Source organism: Leptospira vanthielii serovar Holland str. Waz Holland = ATCC 700522 (assembly GCF_000332455.1).
Taxonomy (GTDB): domain Bacteria; phylum Spirochaetota; class Leptospiria; order Leptospirales; family Leptospiraceae; genus Leptospira_A; species Leptospira_A vanthielii.
This window is the reverse complement of record NZ_AOGY02000070.1, coordinates 60047-84308: the sequence shown is the minus strand read 5'-3', so window position 1 is coordinate 84308 and position 24262 is coordinate 60047. Positions and strand designations below refer to the sequence as shown.

At 39.6% G+C, this 24262-nt stretch carries 21 protein-coding genes; 9 read left to right on the top strand and 12 right to left on the bottom strand.

Annotation, left to right across the window (positions count from 1 at the left end; translation table 11 throughout):
- Positions 1 to 74 precede the first annotated feature (74 nt).
- The 4 genes from LEP1GSC199_RS17480 (at position 75) to LEP1GSC199_RS17465 (ending at position 8244) form a co-directional block, all read left to right on the top strand.
- Entirely contained in the window at positions 75 to 3449 is a 3375-nt protein-coding gene (locus tag LEP1GSC199_RS17480; protein ID WP_002988702.1) for a methylmalonyl-CoA mutase family protein, read from the top strand.
- 38 nt (positions 3450 to 3487) lie between these two features.
- Positions 3488 to 5188 (top strand): hypothetical protein, encoded by a 1701-nt coding sequence (locus LEP1GSC199_RS17475; RefSeq protein WP_002988680.1) that lies wholly within the window; start codon positions 3488 to 3490, stop codon positions 5186 to 5188.
- 153 nt (positions 5189 to 5341) lie between these two features.
- A complete protein-coding gene (locus LEP1GSC199_RS17470) occupies positions 5342 to 5806 on the top strand; it encodes a hypothetical protein (protein WP_002988602.1) in 465 nt (154 codons plus the stop codon).
- Positions 5803 to 8244, top strand: a complete 2442-nt coding sequence (locus LEP1GSC199_RS17465; RefSeq protein WP_002988427.1) for a C1 family peptidase — start codon at positions 5803 to 5805, stop codon at positions 8242 to 8244. Before LEP1GSC199_RS17470 ends, LEP1GSC199_RS17465 begins: the two co-directional genes overlap by 4 nt.
- A gap of 47 nt (positions 8245 to 8291) precedes the next feature.
- Here the strand turns inward: LEP1GSC199_RS17465 and LEP1GSC199_RS17460 are convergent, their stop codons facing one another.
- The 5 genes from LEP1GSC199_RS17460 to gcvT form a co-directional block, all read right to left on the bottom strand.
- Complete coding sequence (locus LEP1GSC199_RS17460) at positions 8292 to 9068, bottom strand: c-type cytochrome (RefSeq protein ID WP_002988773.1); 777 nt, start codon at positions 9066 to 9068, stop codon at positions 8292 to 8294.
- Between the two features lie 398 nt (positions 9069 to 9466).
- A complete protein-coding gene (locus LEP1GSC199_RS17455; RefSeq protein ID WP_002988569.1) occupies positions 9467 to 9802 on the bottom strand; it encodes a (2Fe-2S) ferredoxin domain-containing protein in 336 nt (111 codons plus the stop codon).
- Between the two features lie 14 nt (positions 9803 to 9816).
- Positions 9817 to 12729 carry an aminomethyl-transferring glycine dehydrogenase gene (gene gcvP / locus LEP1GSC199_RS17450; RefSeq protein WP_002988516.1) on the bottom strand — a complete coding sequence of 971 codons (2913 nt, stop codon included), beginning with the start codon at positions 12727 to 12729 and terminating at the stop codon, positions 9817 to 9819.
- A 16-nt stretch (positions 12730 to 12745) separates the two neighbouring features.
- Positions 12746 to 13138 (bottom strand): glycine cleavage system protein GcvH, encoded by a 393-nt coding sequence (gene gcvH / locus LEP1GSC199_RS17445; protein ID WP_002988728.1) that lies wholly within the window; start codon positions 13136 to 13138, stop codon positions 12746 to 12748.
- Between the two features lie 29 nt (positions 13139 to 13167).
- Positions 13168 to 14310, bottom strand: coding sequence for a glycine cleavage system aminomethyltransferase GcvT (gcvT, locus tag LEP1GSC199_RS17440; RefSeq protein ID WP_002988631.1), 1143 nt, complete (start codon positions 14308 to 14310; stop codon positions 13168 to 13170).
- Positions 14311 to 14357: 47 nt separating this feature from the next.
- On the opposite strand from gcvT, the gene LEP1GSC199_RS17435 reads away from it, so the two are divergent.
- On the top strand, positions 14358 to 15377 hold the full coding sequence (locus LEP1GSC199_RS17435) for a synaptic vesicle VAT-1 family membrane protein (RefSeq protein WP_002988522.1): 1020 nt from the start codon (positions 14358 to 14360) through the stop codon (positions 15375 to 15377).
- A gap of 137 nt (positions 15378 to 15514) precedes the next feature.
- On the opposite strand, the gene LEP1GSC199_RS21495 is transcribed toward LEP1GSC199_RS17435, so the two are convergent.
- The 4 genes from LEP1GSC199_RS21495 to LEP1GSC199_RS17420 are packed head-to-tail and all read right to left on the bottom strand — an operon-like array spanning position 15515 to position 17730.
- Positions 15515 to 15685, bottom strand: a complete 171-nt coding sequence (locus LEP1GSC199_RS21495; protein ID WP_002988387.1) for a hypothetical protein — start codon at positions 15683 to 15685, stop codon at positions 15515 to 15517.
- A gap of 25 nt (positions 15686 to 15710) precedes the next feature.
- Positions 15711 to 16292 (bottom strand): hypothetical protein, encoded by a 582-nt coding sequence (locus LEP1GSC199_RS17430; RefSeq protein ID WP_002988692.1) that lies wholly within the window; start codon positions 16290 to 16292, stop codon positions 15711 to 15713.
- A 59-nt stretch (positions 16293 to 16351) separates the two neighbouring features.
- The gene (locus LEP1GSC199_RS17425) at positions 16352 to 17494 is read right to left on the bottom strand and encodes a suppressor of fused domain protein (RefSeq protein WP_002988431.1); all 1143 of its coding nucleotides are present in this window, start codon (positions 17492 to 17494) and stop codon (positions 16352 to 16354) included.
- Entirely contained in the window at positions 17494 to 17730 is a 237-nt protein-coding gene (locus LEP1GSC199_RS17420; RefSeq protein ID WP_039927309.1) for a hypothetical protein, read from the bottom strand. The genes LEP1GSC199_RS17425 and LEP1GSC199_RS17420 overlap by 1 nt, the downstream gene beginning before the upstream one ends.
- A 165-nt stretch (positions 17731 to 17895) precedes the next feature.
- Between LEP1GSC199_RS17420 and LEP1GSC199_RS17415 the strand changes: the two genes are divergently transcribed.
- Entirely contained in the window at positions 17896 to 18501 is a 606-nt protein-coding gene (locus LEP1GSC199_RS17415; protein ID WP_002988600.1) for an alpha-ketoglutarate-dependent dioxygenase AlkB family protein, read from the top strand.
- Here LEP1GSC199_RS17415 and LEP1GSC199_RS17410 read toward each other — a convergent pair.
- On the bottom strand, positions 18483 to 19082 hold the full coding sequence (locus LEP1GSC199_RS17410; protein WP_002988546.1) for a DUF4269 domain-containing protein: 600 nt from the start codon (positions 19080 to 19082) through the stop codon (positions 18483 to 18485). The two genes, LEP1GSC199_RS17415 and LEP1GSC199_RS17410, sit on opposite strands and share 19 nt — an antisense overlap.
- A gap of 192 nt (positions 19083 to 19274) precedes the next feature.
- On the bottom strand, positions 19275 to 20327 hold the full coding sequence (locus tag LEP1GSC199_RS17405; protein WP_002988390.1) for an SDR family oxidoreductase: 1053 nt from the start codon (positions 20325 to 20327) through the stop codon (positions 19275 to 19277).
- A gap of 253 nt (positions 20328 to 20580) precedes the next feature.
- Here LEP1GSC199_RS17405 and LEP1GSC199_RS17395 point away from each other — a divergent pair, with 253 nt between their 5' ends.
- A complete protein-coding gene (locus LEP1GSC199_RS17395; RefSeq protein ID WP_002988400.1) occupies positions 20581 to 21612 on the top strand; it encodes an MBL fold metallo-hydrolase in 1032 nt (343 codons plus the stop codon).
- 256 nt (positions 21613 to 21868) lie between these two features.
- Here the strand turns inward: LEP1GSC199_RS17395 and LEP1GSC199_RS17390 are convergent, their stop codons facing one another.
- Positions 21869 to 22438: a Crp/Fnr family transcriptional regulator gene (locus LEP1GSC199_RS17390; RefSeq protein WP_039927282.1), complete on the bottom strand. Its 570-nt coding sequence runs from the start codon at positions 22436 to 22438 to the stop codon at positions 21869 to 21871.
- A gap of 142 nt (positions 22439 to 22580) precedes the next feature.
- Between LEP1GSC199_RS17390 and trxA the strand changes: the two genes are divergently transcribed.
- Both trxA and LEP1GSC199_RS17380 read left to right on the top strand, forming a co-directional pair.
- Positions 22581 to 22895: a thioredoxin gene (gene trxA, locus LEP1GSC199_RS17385; RefSeq protein ID WP_002988610.1), complete on the top strand. Its 315-nt coding sequence runs from the start codon at positions 22581 to 22583 to the stop codon at positions 22893 to 22895.
- Between the two features lie 70 nt (positions 22896 to 22965).
- Positions 22966 to 24261, top strand: coding sequence for a discoidin domain-containing protein (locus LEP1GSC199_RS17380; protein ID WP_002988405.1), 1296 nt, complete (start codon positions 22966 to 22968; stop codon positions 24259 to 24261).
- Position 24262 lies beyond the last annotated feature (1 nt).

Sequence of the window (24262 nt, the reverse complement as noted above, 5' to 3'; positions counted from 1 at the left end):
ATTTCAAAAGCTATGTCATTCCCGTCACATTTTCCAATTGAATCCGTAACAATCATTCTAGAACGTTGTTCTCTATGACGACCGAAATTCTAACTTACACCCCCAAAAACAAAATTCGCTTTGTGACGGCGGCCTCTCTCTTTGATGGCCACGACGCCTCGATCAATATCATGAGGAGGATTTTGCAACAGAGTGGGGTGGAAGTGATCCACTTGGGACACAATCGCAGTGTCCAAGAGATCGTCCAGTGTGCGATCCAAGAAGACGTCCAAGGAATTGCCATCACGAGTTACCAAGGTGGCCATGTGGAGTACTTCCAATACATGATTGACCTTTTACAAAAAGAAGGGGCAGGTCATATACGTGTGTTCGGTGGTGGTGGCGGAACCATTCTTCCTTCCGAAATTGAAATCCTTCATAAATATGGTGTGGCACATATCTATTCTCCTGATGAAGGAAGAACTCTTGGCCTGCAAGGTATGATCAATGATGTGGTCAAAAAATCAGATTTCCCTACACCACTCTCATTTAACGGAGATTTGGCGTCACAGATTCAAAAGAAAAATTATTTAGCACTGGGGCAAGCCATCACTCAGATGGAATTTTCTCTCCTACAAGAAAAAACAAATTACTCTATCAATTTAGAATTTCCACCACCTAAAAAAATAATTCCAGTGCTTGGGATTACGGGGACTGGTGGTGCCGGTAAGTCTTCCTTAACGGATGAACTGGTTCGTCGTTACTTACATGATTTCCCAAATCAAACCATTGCCATTTTATCGGTAGATCCATCCAAACGAAAAACAGGTGGGGCATTACTTGGTGATCGAATTCGAATGAATTCGATTTTTAATGAAAAAGTTTATATGAGGTCCTTTGCAACAAGAGAAGCAAACATTGCCCTCAATCGTAGTGTCAAAGGTGCCATTCAAATTTTAAAGTCTGCAGGGTATGACCTCATCATTGTAGAAACTGCGGGTATTGGACAAAGTGATTCCGAAATCACAGAAGTCGCTGATGTTTCGTTATACGTGATGACACCGGAGTATGGTGCGGCCACTCAATTAGAAAAAATCGATATGATCGATTATGCGGATGTGATTTCCATCAACAAGTTTGACAAACGAGGAGCACTCGACGCACTCCGGGATGTAAAAAAACAGTACCAACGATCTCGTAATTTATTCAACGATCCCATTGATGCGATGCCGGTTTTTGGAACGATTGCTTCTCAGTTCCAGGATGCAGGGACAGATGAACTCTACGCTCATTTGATTGGGGTTGTGATTGAAAAGTGCCAATTGGATTGGAAATCGAAATATTTAAAAAATCAAATCGGAAGAGAAGCCTCGGTTGTTCTTCCTCCCGACCGCATTCGGTATTTGACAGAAATCAAAGAAGAAATTGATCGCAATGGAGAATGGATTCAGAAAGAAGCAGAGACTGCCAGATCCGCCTATCAATTGAAAGGTGCAATTGCAGTTCTTTCTAAAAAAGGAAAACCAACAGTCGACTTGGAGTCCGAATATCAATTGTTATGGGACGCTTTGTCTTTAGATTCACGAAACATTCTCGATACATGGTTAGAGAAATTAGAATCCTTCCGTAAGGAACAGTATTCCTATTTTGTTCGTGGCAAAGAAATTAAAGTAGAAAATTATACCGTTTCTCTCAGTCATTTGAAAATTCCAAAAATTGCCACTCCTCGTTTTGTGGATTGGGGTGATATTTTACAGTGGTCTTACCAAGAAAACTTCCCCGGTTTTTTTCCTTACACGGCAGGTGTTTATCCATACAAACGAAGTGGAGAAGACCCGACTCGTATGTTTGCCGGAGAAGGTGGACCTGAACGAACCAACCGTCGTTTTCATTATTTGAGTTCGGGAATGCCTGCCAAACGTTTATCAACAGCCTTCGACTCAGTTACGTTATACGGGGAAGACCCTGATGTCCGTCCCGATATTTATGGAAAGATTGGAAACTCCGGTGTGAACGTAGCCACTCTCGACGATGCTAAAAAACTCTATTCTGGGTTTGATTTGTGTGATCCATCCACTTCGGTTTCTATGACGATCAATGGGCCAGCACCTATGGTACTTGCTTTCTTTTTGAATGCAGCCATTGACCAGGCCTGTGAAAAGTATATTCGGGCCGAAGGAAAAACAGATGAGATTCGTTCCAAAATCAAAAAAATTTACGAATCCAAAGGACAACCGGTTCCCCGTTTTGATGGGCCTTTGCCGGAAACGAACGATGGTTTGGGTCTCATGCTCCTCGGAGTCGCAGGTGATGAAGTCCTTCCATTTGATGTATACGCAAAACTTAAAAAAGAAGCACTATCACAAGTTAGGGGAACGGTGCAAGCGGACATACTCAAAGAAGACCAGGCCCAAAATACTTGTATATTCTCCACAGAATTTGCCTTAAAGATGATGGGAGACATCCAAGAACATTTCATTCAAAATGCAGTGCGGAATTTTTATTCGGTATCCATCAGTGGTTATCATATTGCAGAAGCAGGAGCCAATCCCATCACCCAAGTGGCATTTACTTTGGCCAATGGATTTACGTATGTGGAATATTATTTAAGTCGAGGGATGGACATCAACGAATTTGCTCCGAACCTTTCCTTCTTTTTTTCCAATGGAATTGATCCTGAGTATTCCGTCATTGGTCGAGTGGCAAGAAGGATTTGGGCCAAAGCCATGAAGTTCAAATACCGAGCCAATGAACGTTCTCAGATGTTAAAATACCATATCCAAACATCAGGACGTTCTTTGCATTCTCAAGAAATTGATTTTAATGATATAAGAACTACCTTGCAGGCGTTATATGCCATTTATGACAATTGTAATTCCCTTCATACGAATGCTTATGATGAAGCGATCACCACACCAACAGAAGAATCCGTTCGCCGGGCTGTGGCCATCCAACTCATCATCAATCGGGAGTTAGGTCTAACCAAAAATGAAAATCCGTTGCAAGGTGCTTTCATCATCGAAGAACTCACTGACCTTGTGGAAGCTGCTATCTTAACGGAATTCAATCGTTTGACGGAAAGGGGTGGTGTTCTTGGTGCCATGGAGCGGATGTACCAAAGGAATAAAATCCAAGAAGAATCGCTTCATTATGAAACTTTAAAACACACAGGTGAGTATCCTATCATCGGTGTGAATACTTTTTTAAACAGCAAAGGTTCCCCAACCGTTATCCCAGGGGAAGTCATTCGTTCGACCGACGAAGAAAAACAAACTCAAATTGGAAATTTGAAGGCGTTTCAAAACCGAAATGGAGTCAAAACCATTGATGCCATTACAAAATTAAAACAAGTGGCTCGAGCGAAAGAAAATATCTTTCACGAGTTACTAGAAACAGTGAAAGTGGCGTCCTTAGGGCAGATCTCCCATGCCTTGTATGAAGTGGGAGGTCAGTACCGCCGCAACATGTAAACAAAGGATAGGGTAGTGTATCTGCCCTTGGTGAATCTATGATTTCTTGGGATTTGATCAAAAAACACAAATTGGGAATTCCATTACTTTGGGACATAACCATGGTCTTTGTTGTCCTTGGCAACTTAGCCCTCATTCTTTTTGATCTGAGTTATTTGAGTTTACGTCCGTTTTACTTTCATAAGTTTCCTGAAATTTTAGAATTGTATGACAAGCCGATTTTAGGCATTGAAAATCACCGAACGACAACCGCTTACACCGATTTGGTGGATGATTTAAAATATCTCACCCAACTGCGAGAGGATACATTCAGAGAAAACCAAAGAAAAATCACAAGAGAAGAAATTTATAAAGTTCTCACATCATTAAAATCACAAGTATCCAATGAAAGGTTCGAATTGTTATACGCCGAATTTGAAAAAGCAATTCAGATTGAGGATGTCCAACTTCGTAGAAAAAAAGTAGAAGAAATCTTAGTCCAACTCAATGTTTTTTTTAGCGTTTTGGAAGAGACGGATGAAATCACTACTCTCAGTGAATTGTCAGAAAAATATGCCTTTATCAATCGTTTGAGTGTTGAATCCAACGAGTCGAAAGAAATTTTATCCATTTTGCAAAAGATGGATAAACGTATGTTAGAGATCGTGGAATCAAATCCATTTGCGATGTCGGGACAAACTAAATTTTTATCTGAGATCCAAACCGGTATCAAAACGGAATACCAAACTCATAAAACCAAAGCTCGTGATATCAAACTAAGACAAGAACTGGATCCAGTGCTCAATAGGGATCGAATCCCTTCGACTGTTGTGGCTTTTGCTTGGTTTTGGCGGGACCAAAACAGGTCACTCGAACAAAAAATAGATTTTTTTAATTCAAATTTTAGAGAGTATTTTGCACTTAATTATTATCGGGCCATTTCTTCTGATGGAAGTCCTGTGAACAACTATTTATTGTTAGATGCTCCGTTTCTCTTTTTCTTTTTGGCAGAATTTATCCTTAGTTGGCTAATCGCCATTCGTAATAAATCCTATATAGCTTGGTTTTTATATCCTATTTACCATTGGTATGATGTTTTGGGACTCATCCCACTTGCGCCGTTCCGTTTTTTCCGTTTAGTACGTGTGTATAAAATTTATCTAATGTTACAAACCAATCAATTCACTCGTATTTTAGGGAATGATTTGATTAGTAGAACTTTACGGTATTATTCCAATATCATCAAAGAAGAAATCTCGGATATTGTTACCATTCAAATCCTGACTGAAACACAAAATGAAGTGAAGTCGGGGAACTCTCTTGACCAATTGGTGAATGCTATTGATCAAAATAGGGATGAATTAAAAAAAGTGGCGATCAAAAATATTGCTAAGTCGGCCCAGAATCCCAACTTACAGGCATTAATTCAAAATTTGGTGACAGAAGTGTCGGAACGTGTTTCTGCCAATATGAAACCAATTTCTCTTCTTCCAAAAGAAATGCAGGCCAATTTAACAAAACAAATTAGTTTAACCATTTATTCTGCGATCTCACAAGCAACGGTCGCTATGGCCACCGATCCATCGGGAAGAAAGTCCATTGAAAATTTGATTGATTACCTCATTGATGAAATGATTCTGATTGCGCAAGATCCCGATATGGTGAAACTCAATACCAATATCACTGTGGCTCTCATTGAAAATATGAAGAAGTCGATCGGTGAGAAAAAATGGCTAAAAGCAGAAATTGCAAATAGTTAGTACTTAAAACAACAGGTATCAGTTAATCTTTCGAACACTGTTTTTCAGTAAAAAAAGTCTTGTTTTCGTAAGAAAACAAGATGAGATCGATCCACTTTGATTTCATTTTCTAAATTTTTTATCCTTGTTTGTTTGGTTTTATTTCCGGGATTGATGGCTGTTGCAAATTCCAAAACAAAAAAAGTCAAAACACAGGGATGGAATCTAAAGAATCAAAAAGGGAATTGGAAACCAATGGACCTTGTATGGGAAGAAAGCTCTGGTGCTGTTGCCCCTGAGTTTCGGTATGGAAAACAATACCACCTAGTTGCGGGACAAAATAAAATTTTACTCACCCGTAAAGTATTCCGCGCGAACAACCAAATACTCAATGAAACAAAAGAAGTATCTTCGAAACTTTATGAATCGTGGATGCAAAAACTGTTTCAAACAGGGATAACAACTTTAACTTTCGAATCTCCACCAACAGAGATAATTACCGGTGTGAGTTACAACTATGTTTCTTTTCAGCTGGGTTCCGCCAAATCGAGGTTTTATTATCGTCTAGAAGAACGTAAAGAGCCAAGTTGGAAACAAAAAAATACTATCATACATATCATAGAGAGGATGAAACCATGAATTTAAAATTAAACAGAATGATCGTTGGAATTTTGCTTTTGTTTGCGAGTGCAATTCTCGCGGAAGAATTTGATCCAAGTAGTGTTCGGTCTCCTGGATGTAAACCGGGTACTTTTTCTTGTGGATACATTCCGAGTTCCAAGGAAATCCAAGATAGTATCCCTCTCAAAAGAGATTTTAACTCGTTTGAGGAAATACCAAAATCTATAGATTTATCTTCACAAATGCCACCTGTGGGAAACCAAGGCCGACAAAATAGTTGTGTGGCATGGGCGACTGGTTATGCGATTAAATCCTATCTATTAAAAAACAAAGGACAGGTTTCGGAATACGATCCTCCTTTTGCTGGCGGAAAGGGAAATTATGTTTTTTCTCCTGCCTTTATTTACAACCAACAGAATGGGGGGGAAGACAAAGGGTTGTATTATTACAAAACAATGGAGTTTTTAAAGTCAAGTGGTGTCGCTCCTTGGAGTAGTATGCCATACACAGATAAAGACTATCTTTCCCAACCTTCGCAAAGTTCTAAAAAAGAAGCTCTCAAATACAAAATTAAATCCTTCTCTAGATTAAATTATAAAAACCCCGATGAGATTAAGCGGGTGTTAGCCGGAAAAAATGTGGTAATGGTAGGAATGATCATTGATGACGCCTTTTATAAAGTAAAAGGTTCTGCCATTTATGATGAAAATGGCGGCCAAAGTTACGGTGGTCATGCCATGACTATCGTTGGATATGATGATAACAAAAAATCCAAATCAGGGAAAAAGGGTGCGTTTAAGTTACAAAACTCTTGGGGAACTAGTTGGGGGGATAAAGGATTTGGTTGGGTGTCTTATTCCATGCTTGCCAAGGTAGGACAAGAAACCTATGCCATAATAGATGAACCAGCACCGCAAAATGCACCGACAGTGGTGGTGCCAGTAAAAAAACAGATTCTTCCTCCAACGGAAATCAAAGTTTCCAAAGGAGAATTTGATACGAAAGTTTTATTAAATTGGAACCAGCAAGATTTGGCCGTTGCTTATTTGGTCCAAAGAAAAGAAGAATCTGAATTTTATGATCTCGGATATTCGGATAAACCAAGTTTTACTGATTTAAATGTATCACCTAACTCTACATATGTGTATCGAATTATATCTGTGGGTGCGGAAGAAGTTTCTGTTGCTTCCTTGGAAGTGGAGGGCTTTACTTCAGCCGAACCTCAGTCAGAGGGAAACTTGGGGCAGGTGGCCGGTCTTACGGGAACGGTTTATGTGAATGGAAATACACCCAATGTAGAACTGAGTTGGTCCGAATTGGAAGGGGCGACGAGTTATACAATTGCCCGTTCTGATTCCTCTTTAAAATGGAAAAAAATTGGATCCACCAAAACTGCGAGTTTTATTGACCCTTCTCCCAAACTAGGGGAATCCAATTTTTATCGAGTGAGTGCTTCTTTACAATCGAAACCATCCGAGGACTGGAGTGATTCAGTGGCCATTGATGTGGCAGACCAGACTTTGTTACCTAACCAAGTGAGCCATCTAACTGCGACTAGTGGAGATTATGCAAATAAAATAGTTTTAAATTGGAATGCGGCTCCTGGAGCAAAAATTTACTATCTATATCGATTTGATGAAAGGGCCGAACCTTCTGGACAGTTTGAAATATCTGGAACTAGTTATAATGATTCTGATCCAGCCATTCAAAATGGGAACCAATATTTATATACGATCATTGCTGCAAATGATCTGGGTTATGCGGAGCCAAGCGAAGTAGCAATTGGAAAAACAGATCCTGGCCTTACAAAAAGAGCTGGCGGTGTGACTCTAGCTCCGCCAAAACACCTGGCTTCGAATCCAGTTAGCAAAGACAAAGTTATTACTTTGAAATGGGATTCTGTAAAGGATAGTTTTGAATATTATATTTATCGTAAACAGGTGAAAGGAGGGAAATCGGGAAAATTAGAATTTCTATCCAGTGTTGACGCTAAAAAAACTGCATTCAGTGAAACTTTCCCTGGGAACTCGGGAGATTTGTTTTTGTACTCAGTTCGTTCCAAATCAGAATTTGGTTCGGAGTCGAAAGATTCAAATTTTGTATCAGTTTTTTGGAATGAACCAAAGGTTCAGGTGAAAAAGAGAGCCATGTCTTTGGAAGAGTTACCGACTTCTTTTGTCGGAAAGTGGACGTCGATATATTGGAATCCCAAATCGGGACCTCAAGAGGTTAGGATTGTAATCCAAGGAAATGGTTTAGACTTCATCGCCAAATTAAAGGTAAATGAAAAAGAAATTCGAGAATTCAAAGGGACATGGTCTCCTGGTAGTCATACTTTGAAGGCAAATGGATTTTTATTTGAGTTATCTAAATCAATGGAAGGAAACTCTTTGGCTCAGTTCCAAACCATCAAAGATTTTAGTGATGGTACAGAGCTGAGTTTTACCAAAGAGTAGGAAGTTGGAACTTACCTATATAGATAGAGAGTTACCGAGTCATAAGGTTATATTGTTTGTAGATACTTCCAAAGAGCTTTGAGTTCGGTATCAGTCAATTGGCCCAAACTTTTCCAAGGCATCGGAAATTTCATTTCTGAACCATCAGGACGTTTTCCTGTTCGGATAGTTTGTATGAAACTAGCTTCCGTGTAATGTGTTAAACCATTTTTACTGATGTCTTGAGCTGGTGGCCATTCAGGAGGAGCCCCTTGGATCGGACCACCTTTCAAACTAAAACCATGGCACCCCGTACAAGTTGATGCCACATACTTTCCATATTCTAACGAAATAGAAGGTGTAATATTTGTTAGATGTATAGCTTCGTGATTGATGATCTCTGCGGATACAAAAACAGGAATTTCTCCGATTAAAAAAAGAAATCTTCCGAGTGGACCTGCTTTGAGGTCTCCTTGTGGTTTGTTTACAACAGGTAAAGAACGAAGGAAGGCGATTAATTTTCCAACATCCTCATTAGTGATTCCTTGGAAGTCGGTAGATGGCATAAACAACAATGCCCTTCCGTTTTTGCCAACACCGTGACGAATGGCAATGGCAAGTTCTTCATCCGTTCTCTCTGTTAGAATTCCGCCTTTACCCGATGTTAGGTTAGATCCTGAAAATCTTCCAAGGGCCGGATCTTCAATAAATGTTCTTCCGCTTCCGTCAATGTCATGGCAATCTCCACAACCTCGGGATTGGTAAAGTCGTTTCCCTTCAGCTAGATCAACTGGTTTCGAAAACTTGGGAATGGGAACTGATTTTACTTCGTACGTTTTGTTCATTCGTGCTGAACTTAACGCATAAATAGTCGTAACTAACACTACAAGGATGCCCACTAAGGAAAGAGAGGTGATCGTAAAAATACGGAAAATTTTTTTCATTGGTGGAGCAAAGAGATCGGAGAAGTTGATTTTGGTCAAGGGGGATTTGGGGTGGGTGAGTGCGTTAAAGGATTGGATATTGGTATCCCCGCCCGATTAGAGGGTGGGGAACTAGACCCGCCGCCCAATGGTTTCCTTCTATCACAATCCGCTTATTCCCGCGAGTATATCTTCTTTTTGATAAAAAATTCTCTAGGAAAGTTCGTGGTTTCACAAAGAAATTGAGGTTACTTTCATTATACTATGTTAGGTGCCTGAGATTGAATGTAGGAAAACTGGGAAAGTGTGTTTGTATTTTTTTAAATAGATTCGGCCACCGCATCGTCACTGACGACTAGGTGTTGGTATTTTTCTGGTTGGTTTGTTTTTAGATAAAATTCCAAAATGGTATCCACGTCGGCTTCTGTTTTCATGGCAAACCACTTACCTTCCGGGTAGGAAACTTGAATGGGACCCAGTTCACACCGGTCCAAACAACCAGACTTTTGGACTCTAAATTTGTATTCGATTCCCGCTTTCGCTGCTTTTTGTTTCAGGAGTTTTAATAATTCGATAGAACCTTGATTTCCGCAAGACACCCGTTCGCCGGGTGCCCTTTGGTTTTCGCAGACAAAAATATGTTTTTCATAAAACATATACTTTGGTTTTCCTAAACGGCGTAGTCTTCCATAGGAATACAGGAACAGATTAGGTTTCTATCTCCATACACGTTATCCACTCGACCCACACTCGGCCAGAACTTACGTGTGCGTAACCAGGGAAGTGGGTATGCTGCTCGTTCTCTTGCATAGGAATGTTTCCAAGAATCACTAATCACCATGTCCGCTGTATGAGGAGAGTTCTTTAGAGGATTGTCTTCTTTAGAAAGTATACCTGATTCAATATCACTGATTTCACCGGCAATGGCCAACATAGAATCAATAAATCTGTCGAGTTCTTCTTTTGACTCTGATTCTGTGGGCTCTACCATAAGAGTTCCCGGAACAGGAAAGGACATAGTCGGTGAGTGGAATCCGTAGTCGATCAATCGTTTGGCGATGTCTTCTACTTCAACACCACTTCCTTTTTTGAAACCACGCATATCTAAAATACATTCGTGAGCCACAAGTCCTTTGTTTCCTCGATACAATACGGGAAACGAAGATTCTAATTTTTTAGCAATGTAGTTGGCATTGAGAATCGCCACCTTGGTTGCAAATTGTAAACCTTCGAATCCAAGCATCGCAATGTATGCCCAAGAGATTACAATGATGGAAGCAGATCCCCAAGGGGCAGCGGAGACCGCCCACTGGCTGTTATTCGATCCATTTTCTACAAGGCTGTGTCCGGGAAGAAAAGGTGCTAGGTGTTCTGCCACTCCAATGGGGCCAACTCCTGGTCCACCACCTCCGTGAGGGATACAGAACGTTTTATGAAGGTTTAAATGACAAACATCGGCACCAATATCAGCGGGCCTTGTTAACCCCACTTGGGCATTCATATTGGCTCCATCCATATACACCTGACCACCGTTATCGTGAATGGTTTGGCAAATTTCTTTGATAGAGGCTTCAAACACACCGTGAGTGGAAGGATAGGTAACCATAAGGGCACCTAAACTATCCTTGTATTCGTTTGCCTTTTTCTTAAGATCGGTTACGTCGATATTTCCATTGGAATCACAATTCACAGGCACCACTTTGAATCCAGCCATCACTGCGGATGCGGGGTTTGTTCCATGTGCAGAGATCGGAATGAGACAGATATCTCTATGCATATCATTTCGACTTTGGTGAAAGTTTCGAATGGCAAGTAAACCTGCATACTCGCCTTGCGAACCAGCGTTAGGCTGTAGAGATACTTCTGCAAATCCAGTGATTTCACAGAGCCATTTTTCTAATTGGCTAAAAAGAGTTCGGTATCCTTCTGTTTGGTTTTCAGGAACAAAGGGATGGATATTGGCAAGTTCTGGCCAAGTGACAGGATACATCTCAGTTGATGCATTGAGTTTCATAGTGCAAGACCCAAGCGCAATCATAGAAGTGGTGAGAGATAAATCTTTGGCTTCGAGTCTACGAATGTAACGTAACATTTCTGTTTCTGTATGGAAACTATTGAAAACAGGATGGGTTAGATACTCGGACTTTCTTTCCAAAAGTTCTGGAATTTTCCATTCTTCTTTGGCGGTAAGATCTTCTAATTGAAAATGAAGGGTTTTGTTTTCGTTAAAAATTTCTAGTAGGTCTTTGATATCTTTTAGATTGGTAGTTTCATCTAAAGAGATACTGATCACGTGACCTGAAACTTGTCTGATATTGATTTCTCTTTCTTCTGCATAGTGAATGATCTCCGCAGAGGAAATTTTAGACAACTCCACACGAATGGTATCAAAGTAGGGATTAGAAATGATTTTGTATCCGAGTTTTTCCAGTCCAGTGGCAAGGATAGTTGTCATCCGGTGGACACGGGAAGCAATTTGTTTTAAACCTTTTGGCCCATGATACACAGCATACATAGAAGATAAAACGGCGAGCAGAACTTGCGCTGTACAAATGTTAGATGTTGCTTTGTCGCGACGGATATGTTGTTCCCGTGTTTGTAGGCTTAGGCGGTAACCAGGTTTTCCTTGTGAATCTTTGGACACACCAATGAGACGACCAGGCATGTTCCGTTTGTATTCTTCTTTGGTGGCGTAGTATCCGGCATGCGGTCCACCAAATCCCAGTGGCAATCCAAAACGTTGTGTACTTCCCACAACCACGTCTGCATTCATTTCACCAGGTGCTTTTAAAATGGTAAGTGCTAAAAGGTCCGCTGCAACGACAGTTTTGGCACCTACTTTATGCAGGCTTTCTATAAATTCACTGTAATCATAAATAGTTCCATCAGTGGATGGGTATTGGACAATGGATCCAAAAAAATCATTGGAAGGAACCATCTTCTTAAAAGATCCCACAACGATATTGATGCCGAGAGGAATGGCACGTGTGCGGATGACATCTAATGTTTGAGGATGCACCGATTGAGAAACAAAAAATGATTTTCCTTGTGTATCTTCTTTGAGAGAGAAGAGCATATTCATCGCTTCGGCAGCAGCGGTTCCTTCATCGAGAAGGGAAGCGTTGGCAATTTCCATTCCTGTCATGTCAGTGATCATCGTTTGGAAGTTAATGAGAGCTTCCATACGGCCTTGTGCAATCTCAGCTTGGTAAGGAGTATAAGCAGTGTACCAACCTGGGTTTTCTAGAATATTCCTTTGGATCACGGCAGGAGTGATACAAGAGTAATATCCAAGACCCAAGTAGGATCTATAGATTTTATTTTTAGAAACAATTTTCTTCAGTTCTCTTTGTAAAGCATACTCACCGATCGGTTTTGGTAGACTGAGTTCCTTTCGCAAACGAATGTTTTCGGGAACTGCATCGTTGATAAGGTCGTCCAATTCCTTGTAACCAATGGTTGTAAGCATTGAAGTGACTGTCTCTTCTGTCACACCGACATGACGGCGTAAAAAAGTATCGCTTGGTTCCAATGATTCTTCGTAAGGGGAATGGAGAGGTGATGTAGATTTTACGGAACTCACTTTAGAAAAACTCCTATTAATCCAGTTTGGATACGTATTCTTTATACTGTGCGCTTGAGAGAAGGCTTCCGAGTTCGGAAGTTTGGATGTTTTTTAATTTTACCATCCAGGTATCAAAAGGTTCTGCATTTACAGCTGCGGGGTTGGAACCGAGGTTTGCGTTTGTTTCTACTACTTCGCCAGAAATAGGAGAGTATAAATCTTCTGCAGCTTTTACTGATTCGATAGTTCCAAGGCTGTCTTTGGCTTTGATTTGTTTTCCCGGTTTTGGTAGGTCAATAAACACAATGTCACCGAGTGCGTTCTGTGCAAAGTCTGTGATTCCAACGAGAGCCACATCACCCTCTATCTTTACCCATTCATGTTTTTCTGTGTAATAATAACCGTCTCTTGCTTGTGTATCTGCCATGGTTTTTCCTCTTCTTCTATGTTCTCGGTTTAGCGATTGTTTCGGACACTGCCTTGGATAAAGGCCCCAGTCTCTACTTTTGCCAATTTCTTTTGTCCACGAATCTCCACAAATACTTCCGTTTGGTTTTTAGTGAATTCGGTTTCGAGAATGGCAAGACCTAGGGATTCTTTGCGACTGGGGGAGTGGGTTCCTGAGGTGGATTTGCCAATTTCTTTACCATCGCTCGAAAAAATCGGGAAATTTTCTCGCAAAACCCCAGGTTCCATCAGGCGAATCCCCACAATTTTACGTTTGGGACCATTCTTTTTGTCAGCGATAATTCGGTCATATCCCAAGTAAGGAGTCGGTTTTTCTTTCACGATAAAGTTGATTCCCGATTCTACCGGTGTCCATTCTGCATTCAGTTCATGGCCATAGAGTGGGTATTTTGCTTCGAGTCTGAGTGTGTCACGAGCCCCAAGGCCAACAGGTGCAAGTCCAAACTCTTTTCCTATTTCTAATAAATCTTTCCATAAGGTAACACCGAGTGTGTTGGATGTATAAATTTCGAATCCATCTTCTCCCGTATAACCAGTGCGAGATACTATGATGGTTTCCCCTTTCCAATTCATTTCTTCAAAATGATAGTAAAGGATCGAACTTAAATCCTTTCCAAGATATTTAGAAAAGATTTCATCCGCTTTCGGACCTTGTAATGCAATTTGATGCCAGTTTTTGCTATCATCAACGACAGTTACGGTTCCTTTTTTATATTTTTCTAAATGTTTTGTGACTGCAGGGTAGTTGGAAGCATTGGAACAAATCATGTATTTGCTATCGCTAAATTTATAAACTGTGATATCGTCCACAAGACCACCGTCTTCATTCACTACAGCATTGTACTGCACTTGGCCGGCTTTCATACTAGAGATGGTGTTGCAAGTGACTGATTCTAAAAAACTGAGAACCTCATCTTCTTTTCCCGTCACAAAAATTTCACCCATATGCGAAACATCAAAGAGTCCCGCGGCCGATCTAGTTGCTAAATGTTCTTGGATGATGCCAGTATATTGAACAGGCATGTCCCATCCGCCAAAAGGAACCATCTTGGCTCCCATTTCTTTATGAATTGTATGTAAAGGGGTTTGTTTCAGTTCCACGGTTTTCTCTCGTTCAGACTCTGGAACCATTGAAAAATGGTTTCATGGTTATGGAATTGAATTTTTTTTAAGATATTATGTTAAGAGAAGTCTATCGCATCGAAAAAACCGGATCTATCGATCACCTTCATCGAAAAAAAGAACTCTTAAGGCCACCCGAAGGAGATGAAGTCACCATTGAAGTGAAAGCCATTGGACTTAACTTTGCCGATGTATTTTCGATTTATGGTTTGTACTCAGCAACCCCTAAAGGAAGTTTCATTCCTGGTTTGGAATTTGCGGGAAAAATCGTAAAAATAGGCCCAAATGTTAAGGATTTTGAGGTCGGAGACACAGTGTTTGGTGCAACCAGGTTCGGAGCTTATACAACACATCTTAACATTTCAGAAAAAACAGTATTCTCACTTCCTAAGGGATGGTCGATGCAAGATGGTGCGGCTTTTGTTGTACAAGCACTCACTGCATACTATGCTCTCGTTCCACTGGGGCAAGTGAAAGAAGGTGATCATGTTCTGATTCATAGTGCTGCCGGTGGTGTGGGAATTATGGCAGGACACATTGCGAAGAAAAAAAAAGCAATCCCAATCGGTCTTGTAGGTGATTCCGTTAAGTTTTCGATCTTAGAAGAGGTTGGTTATGATTATTTTCTCATTAGATCTCCTCATTTTAAACAAGAGATGCAGAAAATTTTATCAGGACATCCATTAAAAATAGTTTTAGAATGTTTAGGTGGTCGTTATTTTCACGACAGTTATGATCTCATGGCACCAATGGGAAGGCTTATTACTTATGGCAGTGCGAACTTCACACCATCACATTCATTCCGAAATTGGCTATCGATTGCATATTCTTACCTCACAAGACCAAAAATTGATCCATTATCGATGATTTCAGAGAATAAATCAGTGATGGGATTCAATTTAATATGGTTGTGGAATGAAATTGATGAACTTAGAAAACATTTTTCCGATTTAATGATGTTATCATTACCAAAACAAACCATTGGACATGAGTTTGCGTTCGAAAAGATACACGATGCACTCCGTACATTTCAATCGGGACAAACAATTGGTAAGATCGTTATCAATGTTCCGTAGAATGAGTATTAGTCTGTTTTTTTATTTTGAATAAAAATTCATGCAAAAAATAAAATTTCTTTACATTTAAAATGATCTGATTTAATTATGTCGTATCAATTCACTCTCTGTTTGCCAAGGACAGCCGTGTTTTGAAATCAAAAGATAAGGACGATCACAATGGTTGCTAAAAAGAAAGCCGCAAAAAAGAAAGCCGCTAAGAAAAAAGCTGCAAAGAAAAAATCTAAGAAATAACTTAGATTTGATTCTTCCTTCGAAACTATCGAAGTAAGATTGTGTAAACCCGCAAAACCTGCGGGTTTTTTCATTTATAGGCACAAGTTCTGGGAAAATTTAGGCAATTGCCCTTGTAAAACCCCTTCGACTCATCGAAAACCCCGATTTTTTATCAGAATTGACTCTTTCCATACCAATAAATTGAAAATGATCTTTCTTATTGATCGAATCAAAGAGTGATTTCATCAGCGATTCAATGTTAGGATGGATCACATTTTTATAACTCTTACGTGAATGATCCTTACTCCAGATTTCTAAATGGTCTGACTCAGGCATTTTGAGAATGAGAGAAGGTAAATCGTATCGTTTCATCAGTACATTGCATACATCTTCGAAACCATACTCAGTGATGGAGTTAAAATCAAAAAAAACAAGTAAGTAGAGGATATTGGTAGGTTCCAACCTTCCGTTTTCATCGGAAATTTTCTGAACCCCATCCAAAACAATATAACGCAGATTTTTTGTTTGGATCCAAAGTTTTTGGTCCTCGTGGCGTTTGAGATTCACTTCTTCCGAAAACCGTTTTTGAAATACGGTAGAGAGAAAAAAACCAGTGGAGTCTTGTCTTTCTTCGAGAATTCGTTCTAAGGAAAAGGGTTCAAACTCTAAATTGAAGTACTTTGTATACGTCTCTGCCATATCATATAGAGTAACGGCCAGATTTTAGAGTTTGAATCGGTTTTTTTTGAAATTAAAATCTAGAATTCTAACATTCTTCGTTCGCTGTCATGAAAGAAACTATATCCTTCCTTCTTCCAGGTCTCCCAAAACTTAAATGATCCTTCGCGCATAAAACAAATTCTTTCTTCGGTTGCGATCGGAGTTAAGAAAAGAAAATTAGCGCGTTTCCCGTTCTCTGTGACGAGTCCATGAAGATTTGGTAGAGATTCTGCTATACCTTGCTCTATTTCCTCTGTGACGTTACGTAGAACGAACCAATTGAAGTCTAAATAGAGTTGATCGGGATCTTTTCTCGGATTTTGAATCGTATGAGAATGTCCAAACCAAATTCCTGTGCTCCAAGGAAACTTTACCATCTCACCAAGTACATGTTGGATCCATGTTTCTGATTTATCTTCTGCTTCTTTCGAAAGTTGGATGGCGAAAACAAGTTCAATACGAGAAAAATTTTCATAATCTTTGTGATAGAGTTCAATGGATGGTTGATTTTGTACACTCATCCCAATCGTAGAAAATATTTTGATTCCAGGAAATTCTTTCGGTAAAAAGGATGCGATCCCAAGCGAAGGATACTTTCCACCATCGGCAGACCAATATTTTTCATGTTTACCAAGTTTTGATTCTAAAAAATCCAATCGAAGTTGTTGTGCTTTTTTCCAATGGTCTTTTTTCGCAACGGATTCCCAAAACTTTCGATTGGTTCTGACTCGTTCGGCAATCACACCATTTTCTGGATCTCCGAGAGGGGATGCTGTTGGTGCTTCTTCTTTTGCAAATTTTGCATACCCATGAATGCCTTTGATCCCTGACCAAGAGGGAAGATAGGCTTGTAGTTCTTCATCTACAAATAATGCCACTGCATCTCCTTCTTCTGACCAAATAAAATGAATTTGGTCTTCAGTGAAGGAACTTTGTGCATTTGGATCTGTAATTTCGGATTTGGTGAGGACCGGTGCAAGGCCAACATCAAAATCCTCATCCACTCGTAAATCGGGGGCATCAATTAAGTTACGCACCCAAAGTGTTTTCATTGGCCACTCAGGATTGTTATGTGATTGTAAGTAGAGATAAATAGTTCTTCCGTCATCTTCTAAAAATGCAGTAAAAGAACCGTATGGATTTGCTTCTTGGTATAAAACTTTAGGAGTACTCGGATTCATTAAAATTTATGGGGGACAACTCTCTCTTGGAATTTTGCAAGTAGTTTCGCTATGGTTTCATCCATTCCGGCTTCAAAATAAATATCAGGATAATAACCAGAGGCATTGCGAAGACCAATGAGTTCCGGTTCATTCCATTTCCGAAATCCTTTCAAAGAGTTCCAAACTTCTTCCGAAGGGGAAAGGTTTTCCTTTTTTGCGTCTATGAAAGATTGTATCGTGCGAGTTGGGGTCATACTATCGTATAGATTCTTTGGTCTGGAAGGGAATCCAACTAAAATTTTAGACGGTCGACTTAAAAACCAGTCCAGATTTTCATTGGATTTTTTTCTCCCGGCGGTCATATTTACTAGTGAATTCATTTTTTTAGGCGATCCATCCATCCATACATTCCAAAATCTATGTATCTATTCCCAAGTTCCGAATCTGAAAATTTATTACCTTATGATGGGTTATTGTTGTACATCCCTCATTTTCTCCCGGCAGAAGAATCCCATCGGATCTTTACTTCCTTAATGGAAGAGATCGAATGGAAACCGGATGAAGCCATCCTCTATGGAAAACGCATCACCACCAAACGAAGTGTCGCTTGGTATGCAGAGAAAGGTTTTTCCTATCGGTATTCAGGAACAACCAAAACAGCTCTTCCTTGGTCTCCTCTCCTTTTAGATTTAAAAACAAAAGTAGAAATGGCCTCTAAAGAAGTTTTCAACTCTTGTTTGTTGAATTTATACCATGATGGAAGTGAAGGGATGGCTTGGCATAGCGATGATGAAACTTCCTTGCGTCCGAATTCTACGATTGCTTCTGTGAGTTTTGGTGCAGAACGAATCTTTCGTTACAAACATAAAAAAACTGGAGAGCAGGTGGAGTTACAGTTAGAACATGGGAGTTTACTTTTAATGAAAGATGTCATACAAAGGCATTGGTTGCATTCTCTTCCCAAAGCAATGAAGGTCAAACGACCCAGGGTCAATCTAACCTTTCGTCAATTTGGATTGATTTGATATCCTCTTTGGAGAAGTAATTCCAGAAACTGGTCATCGGTTTTTTGATTCCATTGGACGAGAGTTTTATACGGATCCCCTTTCAAATCCAATACTTTACAAAAAGCAGGTTCTGTTTTCATCCCTTGTTGTTTTAGGTGTCGAATTTCCGCGCGGAGCGTTGGATCAGCCAATCTTAAGAACCGATTTTCAACCATCATGTGAATCCAAGCATATTGTTCTGTCGGTTCCACTGATTGTCCAAAAATTTCATATTGAAATTTTTTTGTTTGGAATCGACAAACTAAAGTTACTCGAAGAGCAATTGTTTTTTCTGAAAAACGATAATTTGGTAAATTACGAAATTTGGCGTAACAAATTTTTTGTAAATGGGCAGGGATGTTAAATTTGACAAGGATATCGACATCACTTGTGTCTGTATCAACATCTAAGGGGATGGTGCCCGCAAGTGTGGGTTTGAAACCATGTAAGCATTTTAGAATTTTCCATTCTTCTAAATCACGAAACAATTCCTGTTGTTTGGCTGTTCCGAACTGTAAGTAATCTGTTTGGAGGAACGGATTGGTTTGAAGGGAATGCATATTATGTCTCGTGCGCTCGGTCTCGGCCCCCACCCTGAATGGGTGGTGGAGGTGGGCTTGTGGGGGTTCATTCCCGGCCCAACTCCTACCATAAAACATAACACTTGTCTCTTGGAAATCGAATCTCTTGAAAAATTCTAAAGAAAACTTCGCAGTTTCAACAAAACCCGCAAGTCATTCTCTAGAGTAAATTTATAATAATCCAGAACTTTCCATTTGATTCACATGATCCACAAAAGTCTCAGTCAGTGGACGGTAGGTTAAGCTCAAATCGGTTTTGCTAAACTCATGATTATAGTTCAATGGTTGGCCAATATTATTTTTTGTATAACCCCAACTCAATCCAAAGAATGGCCCAATCACATACACAAGCGCCTTAGGAAGATTTCCTGTAGGCACAGAGTATCGTTTACCAAACTTTTCTTTAATGATCTTTGCAACACCTAACATTGGCATGACTTCGGCTGATGTGATATGCCTTCCTTTTGCACTCGGAGTAAATCCTGCTAAGATATGTGCCTTTGCCACATCTCTCACATCCACAAATCCCATCTTCGTATCGGGAACACCTGTACGAAATACTCCCTTCAACATATTTTTCATAAACTCAACACTGGTTCCATCAAGTCGTTTGGAAAGAGAAGGGCCCATCACAAAGGAAGGATTGATCACAACTAAATCCCAACGTGTTTGTTTACTTTGGATCTCCCAAGCTTCTTTTTCAGCCAAAGTTTTTGAGTAAGCATAGGGTTGGTGGATGAGGTTACTTGTTGTATTCCAATGTTCTTCGGTAAAGGTATTGTTTGAAACTTTTAAGGAATCGATATTGTCGCTGTGAATGGCTGCAACACTCGACGTTAACACAACTCGTTTAACAGGAGAAATGCGATTGCATGCGCCCAGAATATTCCTTGTTCCTTGCAGTGCGGGATCAACGAGTTGTTTCTGCGCATTTTTAATTCCTGCCACAAAAAAGGGAGATGCCGTATGAATTACAAGTTCAACACCTTCTATCGCTTTATCAAAACTTCCTTCTGTTAGTAAATCAGCTTCGAATAATGTGAGTTTGTCTTTAAACTTGTTTTGTAATTCCAGTAGATGTTCAATTTTTTTCGTATCTTTTAAACTACGCACGGTAGTTCGCACTGATTTTCCATCTTCTAACAGATACTTAACGATCCAAGAGGCAATGTATCCGGATCCTCCCGTTACAACAACGGGCAACTCTGAGTTGATTGTTTTCATATTGTTTCTTAGACTATCTTCCACCTAAAGAAAACTGCCAACCAATCCAAAACAATACGCTCATTTGTTATCTTTTGTTTGGCGAGACCCGTTGGGTCCGGGCTTTTCCGGAGTCCGCGTTCGCTCCCGTCTCCGGCCGCCTTTCGTCCGGAGACCAAGTCCTGCAAATCCCTCTCGCTCTGGAGGATCCAATCTATTATGGAAATAGAAATAGTTTGCCATTTGGATTTCTTTCTGTAAATTTTGTATCGTTATGCTAAACAAAACGAGTCTTCTCAAAAAACCAAAACCTTTGTTTTCCATTCTCTATTGTTTACTCATTCTCTTTTGTTCTCATTGTGCCTTTCGTCCTTCCGGAACCTTAAGCCATTATGATTCTTATTTCCCACATGAAAGTAATACGAACCCCATTCCCAAAGGAAAAATTCGTGCCACCTTTCTCGGCACCACATCGATTCTGTTAGATGATGGAGAAACACAAATTTTAACAGATGGATTTTTTTCTAGGCCTTCTTTATGGAAAACTGCTTTTTCCAAAATAGAATCAAATCCATCTACGGTTCAATCTGTAATCGACAAAGCTAAAATCGAACGACTGAAAGCCATTTTTGTCTGTCATTCCCATTATGATCATGTAATGGATGCACCCCTTGTCGCCAAACAAACACAGGCGAAGTTATTTGGTTCTTCCTCTACTCTGAACGTAGGCCTTGGAGCCGGACTCACCAAAAATCAAATGGAGAAGTTCCAACCAGGAAAACCCATTCAAATAGGAAAGTTTACCATCACCGTTTTAGAATCCAAACACACACCTCCCTTTCGCATATTTGGAAAAACAAATGCAACCGATCCGAACCATCCCAATATCGAATCTCCACTCATCCCACCAGTCAAAGCAACAGACTTTATCGAAGGAGGGACTTTTGACTTTTTTATCCAACATGGAAAAAATAAAATTCTTATCAAAAGCAGTACAAACTTTGTAGAAGGGGCCTTGGACAAAGTAAAAGTAGATGTTTTGTTTTTAGGAATTGCCCAACTTTCCTTACAACCCATTCCATTCCAGGAACAGTTCTATAGGCAAACTGTACAAACTCTAAAACCCAAACTGCTCATTCCGATCCACTGGGATAATTTTTTCAAACCACTTTCCGTTCCTTTGGAACCAAACCTCCAACTAGGAGATGATTTTGAATCGAATATGAAATATATTTTGAAACGAGCTCAAGACGATAAGGTCGAAGTCCAATTATTACAAGGCTTTGAAACGATTGATTTGTTTTAGAAAAAAGGGAGGGTATGACCCGCAAGGCGGGTAATTGGATTTTGCCATTTGTAATTTATACTTTTTAACTTAGGTTAAAAACAAAGCCCTGGTTCCGCACCTCTATTAGAAAAGTTCCCGCCTGTTTTGGTGGGGACAAATTTTGATTAGAAGTGAGAGTTTTTTCCTGCCAGTGGATATGCCACTCGTGATCGAAATTTAGTCACCTCACAAAATCCATTTTCTGGAAATGAGTTCACCAAACTTTATTTAGATGCTATTTCTGATTATCTAAAAAAGTTCTCTTTTTGATCCGACTGAGGGCAACATTGGTAATTCCCAAATAGGCAGCTTGGTCTATTTGGGAAATCCTTTCTAAAGCGGAATGGTATTCTAAAATGAACTTTTTATAACGTTTTTCAGGCTCTAAGAGTAAAAAGTCTGCAACTCGTTCTTCTTTTTTCAAATACAAAGTAGAAAGGAATTGGATGAGAAATTCTTTGTATCGGTCTTCTTTCTCCATTTTTGTTCTCAATTCGTTTGCGGTGAGAACAAATACTTCGCTAGGCTCTAAAGCTAATATGGAATAGGTGTTTGTTTGTTGGTTTAGTATATTTGGCAAACTTCCTAAAAGCCCACCTTCAAAGATAAAAGATTTGATCCATTCTTTTTTCCCATGTTTATAAACCAGTTTGAATCCACCCGATTCCACCAAACCAACGCTAAATAAAGGAATTCCTTGTTTGGCAAAAAATTCCTTTTTTTTAAGTTTGATTTTTTTTCCATGAGTCAGGAAAAGTTGCCGGATCCCTTGGGGGTCAAGATGTACTGGTTTTGGAACTTTCATCAAATGGATACTCAATGGATTCCAATGTTTGTGACATTGTCTATTGATTCTTTTGAAAATAAAAAACAAAAAAATTTAGAAAAGTTGATTTTTCTTTTATACCCCCATGGGTATATTCGTCTAAAACTTAGGAGAATAGGATATGTCAGAAAATTTACCAAAAAGTTTTGAGGAACTGGTCCAAACACATGATAAACCTATCCTAGTGGATTTTTGGGCACCTTGGTGTGGTCCTTGTCAAATGGTGGCACCAGAGCTTGAAAAACTAGCGAAGGACTGGAAGGGAAAGGTTTCCATTATCAAAATCAATACGGATGAAAAGCAGGAAATCGCTGGTAAATATGGTATCACGGGAATCCCTACAATGATTCTTTTTAAAAATGGAAAAGAGATTCATCGTATATCTGGCGCTATGCGAAGCGAGGAGATGAAAAAAGTATTCGGCGGCCTGATCTAATCGTGATCAATTTTTTACTTGTCTAAGTCGGAAGAGTTTTGGATTCTTTGTATCTGCCGAGGTACAACCTTTGAAAAAAATAATCCTGTCTCTTTCCCTTCTATTTTTCCTTTTCTGTAAGGGTAGTTCGATTGAAAAGTCCGTTGTCATTGAAAGGATCCAAGCTGCGTCCTCTGCAGACGGAACCAGTCCCATCAACGTCTTCAAATCGGGTAAGTACTGGAAACCAGAAACTAGTTTGGATGGAATCACCATCTTTTTTTCCAATGGTGCACAATGGAACCAACCCGGCAAAACCGATGGCCGCGCTTTTTTCAGTGAACTTTCAATCGAATGTAAGGACAAAAAAGGATATGTTGCTCTTTACAAGGATGGAAGTTATGCGACTAATTTTGACTGCTCCAAAACAGAAAATCAAAAAATTCGTTCCAATGGTGTTCATGTAATTTATCTACTTCCTGATTCGGGAAATGGAATTGAATCAGTTTCTTTTTTCCAAGATGGAAAAAAATTAGATGTAACTTATCCAGAACCAATCCAAGGCGAAGTGAAAGCTAGTAGCACACTTCCTAACTATCCCGCCTATGGTTTGTTTGATGGGAGTATTGACTTTGCTTGGGTCGAAGGAGCTAAAACAGACGGAGTGGGTGAAAACTTCCAAATTAATTTAGAAGATAAAATTGATTTATCTGGTATTGAAATTTTTAACGGATACCAAAGATTGGATTCACTTTTCCACAAAAATGGATCAGTAACCGAATTACAAGTATCCAATGGTTCTGATTCCTTTACTCTCAAAGTGGAAGACAAACAAGGTGGACAACGAATTTTCTTTCCTAAAACAATTTCAGGAAAGAATTTTACGTTTAAAATTCAAAAAGTCCGTCCCGGAAATACTTGGAGTGATACAGTCATCGCTGAAATCATTTTGTTAGGTGAAAAAGGAAACCGATTCACTGTCATTGACCAAAATGCAGAGAAATTCAAAGAGTCAATCCTTTCGAAAACAAACGGTACCATTCTTTCCAATTTAGTCAACAAAGCAGTATTTGGTGACATGGCGGAGGGTCGTCTGGATTATGTATTTCGCTCCAATGGATCTTTTGTTATTTGGAAAGATGATACTATCGAAAAACGCGTATTAGATGGTAATTGGGTATTACTTGATGCAAATTCAAGTGAAGCTAAAATTAAAATCTTTGGACGAGATCATAAGGTAGTCACTACGAGTTTAGATGCAGACAGTCCTTACTCGCAAACTACTGAAGAAGAATCTACTTTGATTTTCAGTGATACGTTGACTATAACTCCTGCAACTATTGGTGGTTTACAATTGGTCGGAAACAAAGTCCAGATTTCTAACTAAA